This window comes from Pedobacter sp. KBW06 (genome assembly GCF_003852525.1).
Lineage (GTDB): Bacteria > Bacteroidota > Bacteroidia > Sphingobacteriales > Sphingobacteriaceae > Pedobacter.
The window spans coordinates 585794-599656 of the sequence record NZ_QAJL01000004.1 but is presented as its reverse complement, the minus strand read 5'-3'; the positions used below and the strand labels follow the sequence as shown (position 1 = coordinate 599656).

The following is a 13863-nucleotide window of genomic DNA, read 5'->3' as shown; positions in this document are numbered from 1 at the left end:
AGAAATGATACGAAAATGCCTGTGCATGAGTACTTTTTCAGCGCATTTGGATTCCATTGAAAAGGACACTTGATTTGAATATACAATTGATTAATTAATAATTTCTTAATACTGTAATCAATTTATTTAAAATAGCTAGCTGTAGATTGCAGTATAATTAAGTAATGAATTGTATATTTTTTATTGATTTTAATTAATACGGTTAATTACATGTATTTGCGCACTTGTTAATTTAATTGATGTGTCGAAGTTTTTTTTGCTGGTTGCAGGCTGCATTTTATGTTTTTTTTCCTGCAAAAAGAGTGGTTTAAAGGACCCTAAGGAATTGCCTTTGGCAGAAAAAGAACATCGGGAAGTATTGGATTCCATCTTTTTATATGCGAGGCAGATTTATTTATGGAATGACCAGCTCCCTTCCGAAAAGATTTTTAATGCAGGGAAATATGGAATGGGAGGAATGGATGTCTATAGAAAAGAGATTGCAGACATTGCTCAGTTTGCCTTGAACCCACAAACAGGCAGATCTTTTGAATACAATTTGCTTAATCCCTCTTCCGCGAAATTTTCAACGATCATAAAAAAGAGCGGATCGGAATCCGGAAAAATTTCCACTCAAATTAATCTTAATGATATTGGATATGATTACGGAATTACTTTTCTGGCCCTCAATCAGGACGAAATTTATATCGAATATATCATCCCGAATTCTCCGGCAGGCTTGGCAGGTTTAAAAAGAGGGATGAAGCTCGAAAAATTAAATGGAAGAAGGGCGGAAACATCTACAGGCTTTTATGATGAGATGCAAAAAGCATTTAAAAATGCAGCTTTGGAGCTGAGCTTGAGTAATCCGGGCCTGGCTGATCCTTCTCAGAATTATGCGCTTAGAAAAACGGCCTATCAGGCAGAACCCCTGAATAAGGCGGTTGTTCTGAATGTCAAAAAACGCAAAATTGGTTACATCTCCTATCTCAAATTTACCAGCCCTAAGGGGCTAAATCAAAGTCTCGATCAGGTATTCAGGGATTTTAAAGAAGAGGGGGTGGAGGAGCTGATCGTCGACCTGAGGTATAATGGTGGCGGAGACATCAGCTCATGTGAACATTTTGCAAATCTTGTTGCCCCCTTTGCTGCCAATGGAAAGGTCATGAGAAAGGAGAAATATAACTCCTTAATGCAGGCCGGAAAGGCTTCTATTTTGTCCGCACAGCTTTTATTGAACGATGATGGCATCCCCGCCTTTTACATCAATGGAAGACCCGCCACCCTTGCAGATGGAGATTATAGTCTCGAAGGAAATACGGAGCTCTTTCAGAAAACAGCAGGACTACCGCAGCTGCAGCGTGTTTATTTTATCGTGAGCAATCAAACGGCCTCTGCGAGCGAACTGCTGATCAATTGTCTGCGGCCATATATGAATGTTAAACTGGTTGGTGTCAGAACCAATGAAAATGCCGCTGAACCAGTAAAGACTTTTGGTAAACCCATTGGCTTTTTCAGCATAAGATTGAAATCCTATCTTTTGTATTTGTCATTGTTTCAGAACCTTAATGCATTGGGAGAGGGGGATTATTTCAATGGCATTTCTGTGGATATGACGGTGACTGATGATGTCAGTGTAGATTTTGGGGACATTAAAGACCCTGGGATACAGACTGCTTTAACCGATATGGGCTATGTGTCTGTCGGAAATGCACAGCGCTTAAGTAACACTCCCCCAAACCTGAAAAGGATGGACCACTCCTTCCTGCGCAGAGAAATCAATCCCCTTACCGGACCTCATGACCTCATTAAATCCAGGATCAAAATGAAAAGGCCATAACGCAGCTATTCAAAATCTAAAACCCTTTAATTATTTAACATAAAAATCCCTAAAAACAATGAAAAACAATTCAAAAGGCCTGCTAATCACAGCGCTGATGCTCTCCGCCCTGGTTGCATGTAAGAAAAATGATGTCGAAAAAGGCATCCCATCTGACGAAAAAATCGTCAATTCCTACGGTAGTCTGAAGAAATTTTCTGACACCATTTTCACCATTGACGGGAAGCCCGGTTCCCTGAAAAACCTGATCAATAATGATAAGAAGAGTTATACTGAACTGATTAAAGACAGTATCTGGGCTAACAATGCAGGACATAGCCTGATCATAGAATCGGATGAACAGGTGGCTTTATCAAATTATGCCAGGTATATTTATCCGGGATCTTTATTGCAGGGAAATTCCATCAGTGATTTGACCTATAAACCACTTTCCCAGTATCAAAGCAAGATCAAGCCAATTACAGTATCTGTTTCTGCACATGCAGCCAATGTTTCCGGTACGATCAATAAACCGAGTCTTTCTGCAACGCGTAATTTTCTGGAGTCTATTTACTCTGATGCTTTCTCAGGTAAAGAAATTGCCAGTTTCAGTTTCGATATGAATCAGTTTACTTATTACGATGAATTTAAACTTGCTTTTGGTGCGAACATCAAAGTTGGAGGAATTTTTAACGCAAGTGGTTCTGTGGATAAAACCAAAATCAGTAAGAAAACCGGCTTGTTAGCTAAATTCGTACAACGCAACTTTACACTGGATATGGACTTGCCTGATAATGGCAGACTATTAGACGATACCGTAGACCCGGCTACATTGGGCCCATACTCTCCGGTATATGTCAGCTCCATTACTTACGGAAGAATGGGCATCATGAAAATCGAATCTGATTTCAGTTATTCTTCCCTGACCAGAGCTTTTAAAGCTGCATTTAGTGCAGGTATCGTTAGCGGAGGCGCATCTATTGCAGATTCTTTAAAACACATTATTGACAATTCAAGCATCGAGGTTTATGATGTTGGTGGTGAAGGACAGGCGATTGCAACAGCGATCAACAGTTATGATGATTTTAGAAAATACATCATCTCAGGAGGTAATTACACGCCGCAAACCCCTGGCTTTCCTTTGTATTATACCCTGAGTTACCTGAGCGATAATTCGATCTATAAAACCAGGTTTAACGTCAACTTCCCTAAAAATTAATTGGTCTTCCCCGTTCCCGGCATCTTAAATGCCGGGAATCATTTTTACCTTCTCATCCCTGTTGTATGAAAAAATTATGCGCTCTTTTAAGTGTATTGGTTGTATTGGCTGCTTGTCGCAAAAGCGAAATTAAACCGGCTGACCTTCCGGTTGGTAACGGCAAGTTTAGCAATCCTGTTATTAATATAAACGTTCATGATCTTAGTCCAAGATCTCCGGCTTCATTAAAAGAGGCCATCAATTCAGGTAAGCAAAGCTCTTCAGAAATCTATAGGGACAGTGCCTGGGCATCCGGCTTTGGAAAGACCTTATTTATTGAAACAGATGAAATTGCCTTAATGAAAAACTCTTCTTATGAAAAATTTATTTATGGAGGTTCCCTGTTAAAGGGCAATACAATTGCCGATATGAATTTTAAGCCGATCTCTGAATTTCAATCCTCAGTTAAGCCGATTACCGTCTCTGTGTCCTTTCAGGCAAAAAGAGTAAGCGGAGTCATCAATAATGTCTCACTATCCGGAACAAGAAATTTTATCAATGATTTACTGATTCAGAATGACATTAGTGACCAGATTGCCGGTTTTAGCTATAATCTGGAGCAATTTTCTGCGTATGACGAACTTAAACTCGCCTTCGGATCGAATGTTAAAACCAGCTCTTTGTTTTCCAGCAGTTCAGGTTCTACCAGCGAGACCTCTGTTAAAATCTCCAAAAGAACAGGGATTTATGCCAAGTTCGTACAGAAGAATTTTACAATGGATCTGGATATCCCTGCCGGTGGCCGCTTAATGAACGAATCTGTGGACATGAATGTGATCAATCAGCAGTTTCCAACTTATGTCAGCTCGGTAACCTACGGGAGAATGGGGGTAATGGCTATTGAGTCAGATTACAATTATGAGGAGACGAATAATGCCTACAATACGGCATTTAAAGCGCTTTTTGTTAAAGGAAGCAGGTCGACTACCGAATATGAGAAAAAGGTTATCGGAGAATCCACTATGAAAATCTACATCATCGGTGCGGATGGAAATGGTGCTGTTCAAACTGTAAACGGTTATGATGCATTTGTTCAGTTTGTAGCGAGTAGCGGTAAATTTTCTGCCACTGAACCAGGTACGCCGATTTATTTTAGTTTAAGTCACCTGGCCGATCATTCTGTCGTAAAAACAAGGTTTCGTGTAAACCTGGAGACCGATCCCATTTATGCAAGGGTGGAATATGAAAACCTGCGACAAGAAAATCCAAAGTACGACGTGGGATATGACATCAATACCAGGGCCGATGTTTACCTGAGGTTCTATTCCGATATGACAGGAACTCATCCAACGATTCCTCCTCCATTTGTTAAATTCCAGCATCAAAAGCTCGCTTCTTATTCCAATTATGACGATGACGGATCTGGCGGTGCAAATTCCTATAATCATGAAACCCGCGACAGTGCTGTGGTGGTCAATTCTTTTAAGGATACAAAAATACTTATCGGAAAAGATGTGTACCTGAAAACCTATTCCTACAGGCAGTATTCTTATACAGAATCCGGGGGAATCGTCCACTATAGCACGAGTACCCAGGATGCCGCAATTGATTACAGCTTAAAAAACGGGAATTATTATAAAGTTCTGGCCACTAAAACCAGGTAACCCCACCCGGAGATGCAATCAGCAAAAAAGGCTTCCCTAAACAGGAAGCCTTTTTTGTTCTCGGTTAAGAAACAACAACGTTATTGCTTCTGTGCATTGTATTTGTCACTGAATTTCTTGTCCAGTTGCTTGTGTAAATTGTCCAGATTGATGTCTCTTCCCTGGATAAATGCTTTTTCAACATGATTTGACCTCATGTCTAAAGCATCTCCGGAGGAGATAAAGAAGGTCGCATCTTTACCCATTTCCAAACTGCCTGTAGTCTTGTCAATACCCAGCACTTTAGCGGTATTTAACGTAATCGTTTGTAGCGCTTTTTCAGGATCAAGGCCCCATGCCGCAACTGTTCCCGCCATAAAAGGAAGGTTTCTTTGCTGCCAGTAACCATCAATACTGATCACCACATTCAATCCTGCATTCACCAGTACTGCGGCATTTTTGTAAGGCATATTCACATCGTCGTCTGTGGCATTGGGAAGTGCATGAGGCTGCTTAACCACCACAGAAACATTGTTTTGTTTTAGAAAATCAATCGTCAGATAGGCTTCATCTCCGCCTACGATTACCGGAGTAATCTGGTATTTCTTAGCGAAATTGACCGCCGCAATAATGTCCTTCTGGCCATCCACACTAATAAACAACTTCTGACTGCCATTAAACAGATTCTTCATCGCTGCAAGACGCGCATTGGTAACTGCTGGTTTGGCGGTTTCCGCATAGGCTTTAGCTTCAGAAAATAGCTGGTCCAGCTCATTAATTGAATTTTGAGTTCTTTCTTTTAGCAATTCAGGAGAAACTGCAGGAGTACGGTTTCCAAAACCAGGTCTTATCTTTGGCGTTACCGGCCAGCTCATGTGCATGGCGTCATCTTTTTTGATCGCCGCATCTTCCCAGTTCCAGGCATCGAGCTGTACTACTGATGAGCTTCCCGAAACTGTACCGCCTTGTGGGGTAATCTGGGCCATCAGGATCCCATTACTCCTCAACGTGGCCGGAACCTTGGAGTCTGTATTGTAAGCGATGATAGAGCGGATATGAGGGTTCAGGTTGCCGATCTCAGAAAAATCGAGCGATGCTTTTACCGATTCAAACTCTGCCAGGCCTAAATTCGTTACCGGCGCAATAATACCAGGATAAACATGTTTGCCATTGGCCTGGATCAATTCGCCTTTTGACATATCCAGGCGGACCACCGTCGCATCTCCAATCCCTGTGATCTTACCTTTATCAAAGATCAGATATCCGTTTTCAATAACGGTACCATTGCCCAGGTGGAGCTTGGCACCCAATACATAGGTCAGCTTACTTTGTGCCGGGGCGGGAGAGATGTTGGCCTGTGCAAAACCAGAAACGGCTGTTGCAGCGGCAAGGAACAAGGTTAAAAAATATTTATTCATGAGTATGTGTCCTTTCTGATTCGTTTAGTTGCATAGAATAGTCTTCTACGGTTTCGCAATGGTACATGCGTGGGCTTTCTGCAACGGGACGTTGTGTTTTGCCACCTTTACTTTTGCTGTCCTGCATTTTTTTGATGAGCCTTTCGCGTTCTGTATTTTGTGCTTTCCTTACCTGTTCATCACGGTTGATGTCCCAGTAAGAAATGCCATCTACAAATGTTTGCTCTGCTTTGGCATAAATAGACAAAGGATGTGCCGACCAGATTACCACATCTGCATCTTTACCTGCTTTGATACTGCCCACTTTATTGTCGATGTGCAGCATCTTGGCCGGGTTTAAGGTCACGAATTTCAGGGCATCTTCTTCAGGGACACCGCCATATAATACCGCTTTTCCTGCTTCCTGGTTTAGCCTGCGGGCCATTTCCGCATCATCTGAATTGAAAGCGGTAGTGATCCCAACGTTGTGCATGATCTTCCCATTGTAAGGAATGGCCTCTGCAACCTCCATTTTATAAGCCCACCAGTCGGAGAAGGTAGAAGCATTGATGCCGCGTGCTTTCATTTTATCCGCCACTTTATAGCCCTCCAGAATATGGGTAAAAGTGTTGATTTTAAAACCAAGGCTATCGGCCACATTCATCAGCATATTGATTTCCGACTGCACATAAGAGTGACAGGTGATGAAACGTTTGTTGTCCAGGATCTCTACAATCGCATCCAGTTCCAGATCGCGGCGTACCGTACTTCCTTTGACAGCCATTGCCGCTTTATATTCTTTTGCACGGGTAAACTGATCTACAAAGGATTGTTCCACGCCCATTCTCGTTACCGGAAAGCGTGCCCCGGAACCAAAATTACTTTGCTTCACGTTTTCACCAAGCGCGAATTTGATAAAGCCATCAGAACCGGCAAATTTTAGTTCCTCAGGAAGCTTGCCCCAGCGGAGTTTGATGAGTTGTGCTTGCCCGCCTACAGGGTTCGCAGAGCCGTGAAGGATCTGTGAAGTGGTTACCCCACCTGCCAGCTGACGGTAAATATTAACGTCTTCAGAATTGATGATGTCTGCAATCCGCACTTCTGCAGAGGAAGATTGGGAACCTTCATTGATCCCGCCCGTTCCGGCGATATGGGAATGCTCGTCGATCAGGCCCGGAGTGATGTGCTTTCCGGTCGCATCAATTACTTTTGCATTACCGGCGCTTAGGTTTTTACCTACCGATTTGATCTTGCCGTTTTCGAGTAAAACATCTGCGTTCTGCAAAATGCCTTCTTTTTCATTGGTCCAAACGGTCGCATTTTTCAGTAACACCGTTTCCTGTTTTAAAGGACTGGCATTGCCGAAGGCCGTGAATGGATAAATCAGCGTGCCCGTAGCCAGTTTCTGTACCGGCTCTTCCTTTTTAGGAGCAGCTTTTGATGCTGTATCTTTTTCGTCTTTTTGATAAGTAATGAAGCGTTTTCCCTGAACCCAGTTTTCCAGAACAAGGTTGCTCTTTTTGAATAAACTGTCGGAGGTAATGATGAAGTTGGCGAGTTTGCCTTTTTCAATCGTACCCACCTTGTCGGAAATCCCAATCATTGCTGCAGGAACCTCCGTAACGGAGAGTAAAGCTTGTTTCTGACTTAATCCATTGTCTATTGCCGAACGGATATTGGTCCAGAAATCAGCTGGTTTATCCAGGCCATGGGCCGTTAGTGAAAACCTGATCCCTGCTCTTTCCAGCACCCCGGGATTGGAAGGTGCCATTTCCCAGCCTTTCATTTGGGCAAGCGTCACTTCTCTTGCATCTGCAGGATCTGCTACATCGTAAGCTTTTATAAAGTTGATGGGGATGATCAGACTGGCTCCGGTGCCTTTTACCGCATCAATTCTCTGATATTCATCTCCATTTGATTTGATGATGTATTGTTTGCCGAACTCCTTTGCAATTTTGTCGGCGCGCAGGATATTTTGCCAGCCATCGGCCTCAAAGATCTGTGGCAGGTCTTGTTGTTTGTTAAACTCTTCCAGAGAAATGTTGTATTCTTCTTTCTGTTTGCCATACCACTGGGCATCGTAATAGGTCTGACGCAAAAGTGCGATAGCACCCATCAGCGAGGTCGGGTAATCGTTTTGAGAAGTTCCTTTATTGAAGGAATAATTTGCCGAAGCTTCCGGTTTGAGGATGATGCTGTTTTCCCTTTCGTCACTTAAAGTCAATGCCGAAGAGGTTCCGCGGGAGATCCCATCTCTGTTGATCGCATTCACACTACCAAAACCCGCCTTACGCAGCTCGTCTGCTTTTTTAGTGTCTATGGCAAATATCGTGTTGACATGTGTTTCCGGACGAATAGCTTCATTCCATCCGTAAGCCCCTTTTTTGGTAGAAATAAAAATCGATTGGCGTGGGCCTCCTGTTCCCTGACGGCTCCCTTCCGCTACCCCATAAGCGCTAAATGCATCCACTAATGAGGGATATATGTATTTGCCTTTCAGGTCAATCACGACATAACCTTTCGGTATGGCTGTTCCTGTGCCGACAGACTGGATGGTCTGTCCTTTAATTAATAAGGTTCCGTTAGAGATGGTCTGGTTGGCGTTAACCACAATATTTGCATTGGTGAAAGCATACATGCCCTGTCTGATGTCGTAAGAACCATTTACAGGATAGGTTTGCTGTGCAAATAAAAAAGTACCAGAAAAGACCAACGCAAGCGAGAGTAGAATTTTCTTCATAAAAATTTAGATTAGTTCCCTAAATCTATCATAAAAAAACAATTACGGGGCTTTATAACATGTTTTTTACTGAAAACAAGGCGCTTGTGCCATTTAGAATGGTTTTAAATAAACATTACTATTTTCTCTTTTTTATAATCAAGTAATTTATTAGTTAAGTTTGAAAGAAAAACACAGTTATGAATTTCTATCAGATTTTGAGAAGTGCGCATTCAGGATGGCGTTACTTGGTTTTAATTTTATTGGTATTGGCAATCGTTCAGGCCTTGGCAGGATGGTTGGGTAAAAAACCATATACAGAAGGAAACAGGAAATTGAATGTTTTTACATTGATCTTTACCCATGTCCAAATTTTATTTGGCTTGATATTATACTTCATGAGCCCTTTAGTAGAAGCGGGAATTAGATATTGGAAAATGGAGCACATCTCGATGATGATTTTTGCAGCCATTTTAATCACGGTTGGAAACGCAAGATCGAAGCGAATAGTGGAGCCAGCAGGCAAACACCGCACTATTGCCCTTTATTTTGGTCTTGGATTAATCATGATTGTTGCTGCAATTATTGCAATGATCAAGGCTGATCCGGCAAGGACCTTCTGGGGAGTATCATAAAATTTCACAATTTAATTTGGTGTTGTAAGATTTATTTATATTTTTGTTGCTCATGATTAACAATATACATACTTGGCAATGGCGCAGTAATTCTGAAAAGAGTTTCGTCGTAGCTTCGTGTACCTTATAGTTTATCAACCTAAACCAAACCACACTTTAACCCGACGTAACCACACGTCGGGTTTTTTGTTGTATAATTTTTTTTGAAGAGGAAATGAAAATACCCTGAGCGCAGGGTTTACAAAACTTGATAAACAGGCTTATGATCGTTTCATAGCCCTTAAAGAACAAATAGATACAGATGAAAAATCAAAAGCATCTCTGGCCTGGCGCCTGAAAATGAAACAAAAAAGCTTGCTGAAAAAAGCAAGCCTAACAATGACCGAAGAAATGAATATATATTGAGCGCTCCCGGAAAAAGGGAAGCAATGCAAATGAAAACCAAGAATTAAGATGAAGAACTATATAATTAATACCACTTACAAGAAGCGCCTTGCCGATACCACAACTCCGGTGAGCATCTATCTGAGGTTAAGAGATGTCTTCCCGAATACCATTTTACTGGAAAGTTCCGACTACCACAGCCGGGAGAACTCTGTCAGCTATGTCTGCGCAGAACCTGTTGCAGGAATTACCCTGAACAAAGGCATCTTATCTTCCTACTTTCCTGATGGAAAGAAAAGTGAAAAAGAGAATTTTGTGCTGACCGATGAAATTGATGCGTTCAAACAACAGTTTCAACCCGGAGTAGTGGAAGATACCCGCTATATCTCCAACGGTCTGTTCGGATATTTTACCTGGAATGCCATCCCTAATTTTGAAGACATTACTTTCAAATCGGAATGCCCGAAGGAGGAAGAAATTCCGGTGATGCAATACCATATTTACCGTTACATCATCGCCATTGACCACTTTAAAAACGAAGTAACCCTCTTCAAAAATACCTTTAACGGAGATGAAGATGAAGACCTGACCAAAATGGAATACCTGGTTCAGAATAAAAATTTTCCGGAATACAGCTTTAAAACTACAGGTGAAGAACATTCAAACCTCACAGATCAGGGTTTTATGGATATTGTCGACAAAATGAAGACGCATATCCTGAGAGGGGATGTCTTTCAAATTGTACCATCCAGAGCATTTAAACAAGGTTTCTTAGGGGATGAGTTTAATGTATACCGCTGCCTGCGTTCCATCAACCCTTCTCCATACCTGTTCTATTTCGATTACGGAAGCTTTAAGCTCTTCGGCTCTTCGCCGGAAGCACAGATCACCATAAAAAATAATGTAGCCAATATTTTCCCGATTGCCGGAACTTTCAAAAGAACCGGAAACGACGAAGAGGATGCAGAACTGGCCAGAAAACTGGAGCAGGACCCTAAGGAAAGTGCAGAACATGTGATGCTGGTAGACCTGGCAAGAAATGACCTGAGCAGACATTGCAGCGGAGTGGAAGTAAAGTCCTTCAAAGAAGTACAATACTATTCACATCTGATCCACCTGGTTTCCAAAGTAAGCGGAAACCTTCAGGAAAACACTTCTGCCTTTAAGGTCGTGGCAGATACCTATCCTGCAGGAACATTGAGCGGTGCACCTAAATACCGGGCAATGCAGCTCATCGATGAGTACGAAGGACTGGGACGTAACTTCTATGCCGGAGCCATTGGCTATATGGGCTTTGACGACAAGTTCAACCATGCCATCATGATCCGGACTTTCATGAGTAAAAATAACGAGCTACATTACAGGGCAGGTGCGGGTATCGTGGCAGATTCCATCCCTGAAAATGAGATGAATGAAGTAAATAATAAAATTGCAGCCCTTCGCAGGGCAATAGAAATGGCTACAGGAATATAACATGACAAATCAAACGAACATGCAGAAGAAAGTACTGGTAATCGACAATTACGATTCATTCACCTATAATTTAGTGCATTTGATCAATGAACTGGGCAGAGATGTGGAAGTGTGGCGTAACGATAAGTTCGACCTGGCAGATGTAGATCAATACGATCAGATTATCCTTTCTCCGGGCCCCGGAATTCCGGAAGAAGCAGGATTGCTATTGGACGTGATCAAAAAATATGCGGCCACTAAAAGTATTTTTGGGGTTTGCTTAGGTCAACAGGCAATTGCAGAAGCTTTTGGCGGAACTTTACTAAATTTAGGTCGCCCGATGCATGGAATTGCAACACCCATCAGCGTTCTGGATAAAGAAGAAGTGATGTTTATAGATTGCCCGGAAACAATTAACGTAGGACGTTACCATTCCTGGGTAGTGAGCAATAAAGAATTGCCGGAATGCCTTACCGTAACTGCTACGGATAAAGACAACGAAATCATGGCACTGAGACATAAGGAGTTCAACGTCAGAGGTGTTCAGTTCCACCCGGAAAGCGTTCTTACGGAACATGGTAAACAAATGATGAAAAACTGGTTAGCCCATTAATTATGAATATTTTAGATAAAATCGTACTGCGCAAAAGAGAAGAAGTGGAACTCGCCAAAGCGAATGTTTCTATCAAACAACTGGAAGCAGCCTTGCATTTCAACCGCGTTCCTTATTCTTTTGAAGACTTTTTACTGGACGATCAGCGCAGTGGCATCATCGCGGAATTTAAACGCCGTTCTCCTTCAAAAGGCATCATTAATGACAAAGTGACTGTTGAAGAGGTAACTACGGCATATGCAGCTGCCGGTGCCTCCGCTTTATCTGTACTGACGGATGTAGATTTTTTTGGTGGACATACCAATGACCTCCTGGCCGCAAGGGCAGTCAATCAGATTCCCATCTTAAGAAAAGATTTCATGATTGATGAGTACCAGATCCTGGAAGCCAAAGCTCTGGGTGCAGACATCATCCTGCTCATTGCAGCAATCCTGACTCCGGATGAGATTGAAGACCTGGCCGTATTCGCTAAAAGTCTAGGTTTAAACGTGTTATTGGAGGTGCATAACCTGGAAGAACTGCAAAGAAGTGTCATTCCGGAACTGGATGCCATTGGGGTGAACAACCGTAACCTTGCCGATTTCTCGGTGAACATTCAAACCTCTTTTGACCTGGTAGATGAGATTCCTGACGACTTCCTGAAGATCTCTGAAAGTGCCATCAGCAATCCACAAACGATTAATGAATTGCGCGCTGCGGGATTCGATGGTTTCCTGATCGGAGAGAACTTTATGAAAACCGAAAACCCGGGGGCATCCATGACCGACTTTGTCAGTCAGCTGATCTCGGTATAACTTTTGTATCTTTGTACTTTACATGGGAAAACAGAAATATTATGATACCGCGCTTAAACCTGAACGTGCTGTTCTGGTTGGCGTAATTAGACCAGGAGAAACCCAGGAAGAAACCAAAGAGTTTTTGGATGAACTGGCATTCCTGGTAGATACTGCTGGTGGTGTGGTAGACCGTTCGTTTACGCAGAAAATGCTGAAACCAGACCGTGCTACCTTCGTAGGTACAGGGAAATTAGAAGAAATAGCGGCTTATGTAAAGTCGGAAGAGATAGATATGGTTGTTTTTGATGATGAATTGTCACCATCACAACTTAGAAACGTAGAGCGCGAACTTCAGGTAAAAGTCCTGGACAGGAGTAACCTGATCCTTGATATTTTTGCCGGAAGGGCACAAACTGCACAGGCAAAAACACAGGTGGAGCTGGCTCAGCTGCAATACCTGCTGCCACGGTTAACCCGTTTATGGACTCACCTTGAGCGCCAAAAAGGGGGGATCGGGATGAGAGGCCCCGGAGAAACTCAGATTGAGAGTGACAGAAGGATGATCCTCGAAAAAATCTCTCTACTGAAGAGCCGCCTGAAACTGATCGATAAGCAGAACGAAACACAGCGTAAAAATCGTGCAGAACTGATCCGCGTGGCATTGGTGGGATATACCAACGTAGGTAAGTCGACGATCATGAACATGCTGTCGAAATCTGAAGTGTTTGCAGAGAACAAACTTTTTGCAACCCTGGATACCACAGTGCGTAAAGTCGTGATCGAAAACCTGCCTTTTCTTTTGTCAGATACCGTAGGGTTTATCAGAAAGCTGCCTCACCATCTGGTGGAATGCTTTAAATCTACCCTGGATGAAGTGCGTGAAGCAGACATCCTGCTCCATGTAGTGGACGTTTCACATGCCAATTTCGAAGATCAGATCAACGTAGTGAACGAAACCCTGAAAGATCTTGGTGCCAGAGATAAGCCTACGATTATGGTGTTCAATAAGATTGATGCTTATGTGAGCCCGGAAGTAGATACTGAAAATGAGGAGAAAACTACACTGACACTCGAAGAGTTTGAGCGCAGCTGGATGGCCAACGACAATGCGCCGGCCTTATTCATCTCGGCAATACACAAAGAGAATTTAGAAGAATTTAAGCAATTATTGTACGATAAAGTTGTCGCTTTACATACCGAGCGCTATCCTTATGATAAGCTGTTATATTAATATTTAAGATTGGAATA

The 13863-nt window shown here is 42.5% G+C and carries 10 protein-coding genes; 8 read left to right on the top strand and 2 right to left on the bottom strand.

Features of this window, described 5'->3' with window-relative positions; all coding sequences use genetic code 11:
- The first annotated feature begins 241 nt into the window (after positions 1 to 241).
- The 3 genes from DBR43_RS24795 to DBR43_RS24785 all read left to right on the top strand — a co-directional run bounded on the left by DBR43_RS24795 (position 242) and on the right by DBR43_RS24785 (position 4660).
- Positions 242 to 1819: a S41 family peptidase gene (locus DBR43_RS24795; RefSeq protein WP_124585874.1), complete on the top strand. Its 1578-nt coding sequence runs from the start codon at positions 242 to 244 to the stop codon at positions 1817 to 1819.
- Between the two features lie 58 nt (positions 1820 to 1877).
- A complete protein-coding gene (locus DBR43_RS24790; RefSeq protein WP_124585872.1) occupies positions 1878 to 3017 on the top strand; it encodes a thiol-activated cytolysin family protein in 1140 nt (379 codons plus the stop codon).
- 65 nt (positions 3018 to 3082) lie between these two features.
- Positions 3083 to 4660: a thiol-activated cytolysin family protein gene (locus tag DBR43_RS24785; RefSeq protein WP_124585870.1), complete on the top strand. Its 1578-nt coding sequence runs from the start codon at positions 3083 to 3085 to the stop codon at positions 4658 to 4660.
- An 80-nt stretch (positions 4661 to 4740) separates the two neighbouring features.
- On the opposite strand, the gene DBR43_RS24780 is transcribed toward DBR43_RS24785, so the two are convergent.
- Positions 4741 to 6057, bottom strand: coding sequence for an amidohydrolase family protein (locus tag DBR43_RS24780; RefSeq protein WP_124585868.1), 1317 nt, complete (start codon positions 6055 to 6057; stop codon positions 4741 to 4743).
- Positions 6050 to 8776 (bottom strand): amidohydrolase family protein, encoded by a 2727-nt coding sequence (locus DBR43_RS24775; protein WP_124585866.1) that lies wholly within the window; start codon positions 8774 to 8776, stop codon positions 6050 to 6052. The genes DBR43_RS24780 and DBR43_RS24775 overlap by 8 nt, the downstream gene beginning before the upstream one ends.
- A 179-nt stretch (positions 8777 to 8955) precedes the next feature.
- On the opposite strand from DBR43_RS24775, the gene DBR43_RS24770 reads away from it, so the two are divergent.
- The 5 genes from DBR43_RS24770 to hflX all read left to right on the top strand — a co-directional run bounded on the left by DBR43_RS24770 (position 8956) and on the right by hflX (position 13846).
- Positions 8956 to 9390: a cytochrome B gene (locus DBR43_RS24770; RefSeq protein ID WP_124585864.1), complete on the top strand. Its 435-nt coding sequence runs from the start codon at positions 8956 to 8958 to the stop codon at positions 9388 to 9390.
- Between the two features lie 453 nt (positions 9391 to 9843).
- Positions 9844 to 11247: an anthranilate synthase component I family protein gene (locus tag DBR43_RS24765; RefSeq protein ID WP_124585862.1), complete on the top strand. Its 1404-nt coding sequence runs from the start codon at positions 9844 to 9846 to the stop codon at positions 11245 to 11247.
- Positions 11248 to 11266: 19 nt separating this feature from the next.
- Complete coding sequence (locus DBR43_RS24760; RefSeq protein WP_124585860.1) at positions 11267 to 11839, top strand: anthranilate synthase component II; 573 nt, start codon at positions 11267 to 11269, stop codon at positions 11837 to 11839.
- A 2-nt stretch (positions 11840 to 11841) separates the two neighbouring features.
- Complete coding sequence (gene trpC, locus DBR43_RS24755; protein ID WP_124585857.1) at positions 11842 to 12633, top strand: indole-3-glycerol phosphate synthase TrpC; 792 nt, start codon at positions 11842 to 11844, stop codon at positions 12631 to 12633.
- Positions 12634 to 12655: 22 nt separating this feature from the next.
- Complete coding sequence (gene hflX / locus DBR43_RS24750) at positions 12656 to 13846, top strand: GTPase HflX (RefSeq protein WP_124585855.1); 1191 nt, start codon at positions 12656 to 12658, stop codon at positions 13844 to 13846.
- Positions 13847 to 13863 lie beyond the last annotated feature (17 nt).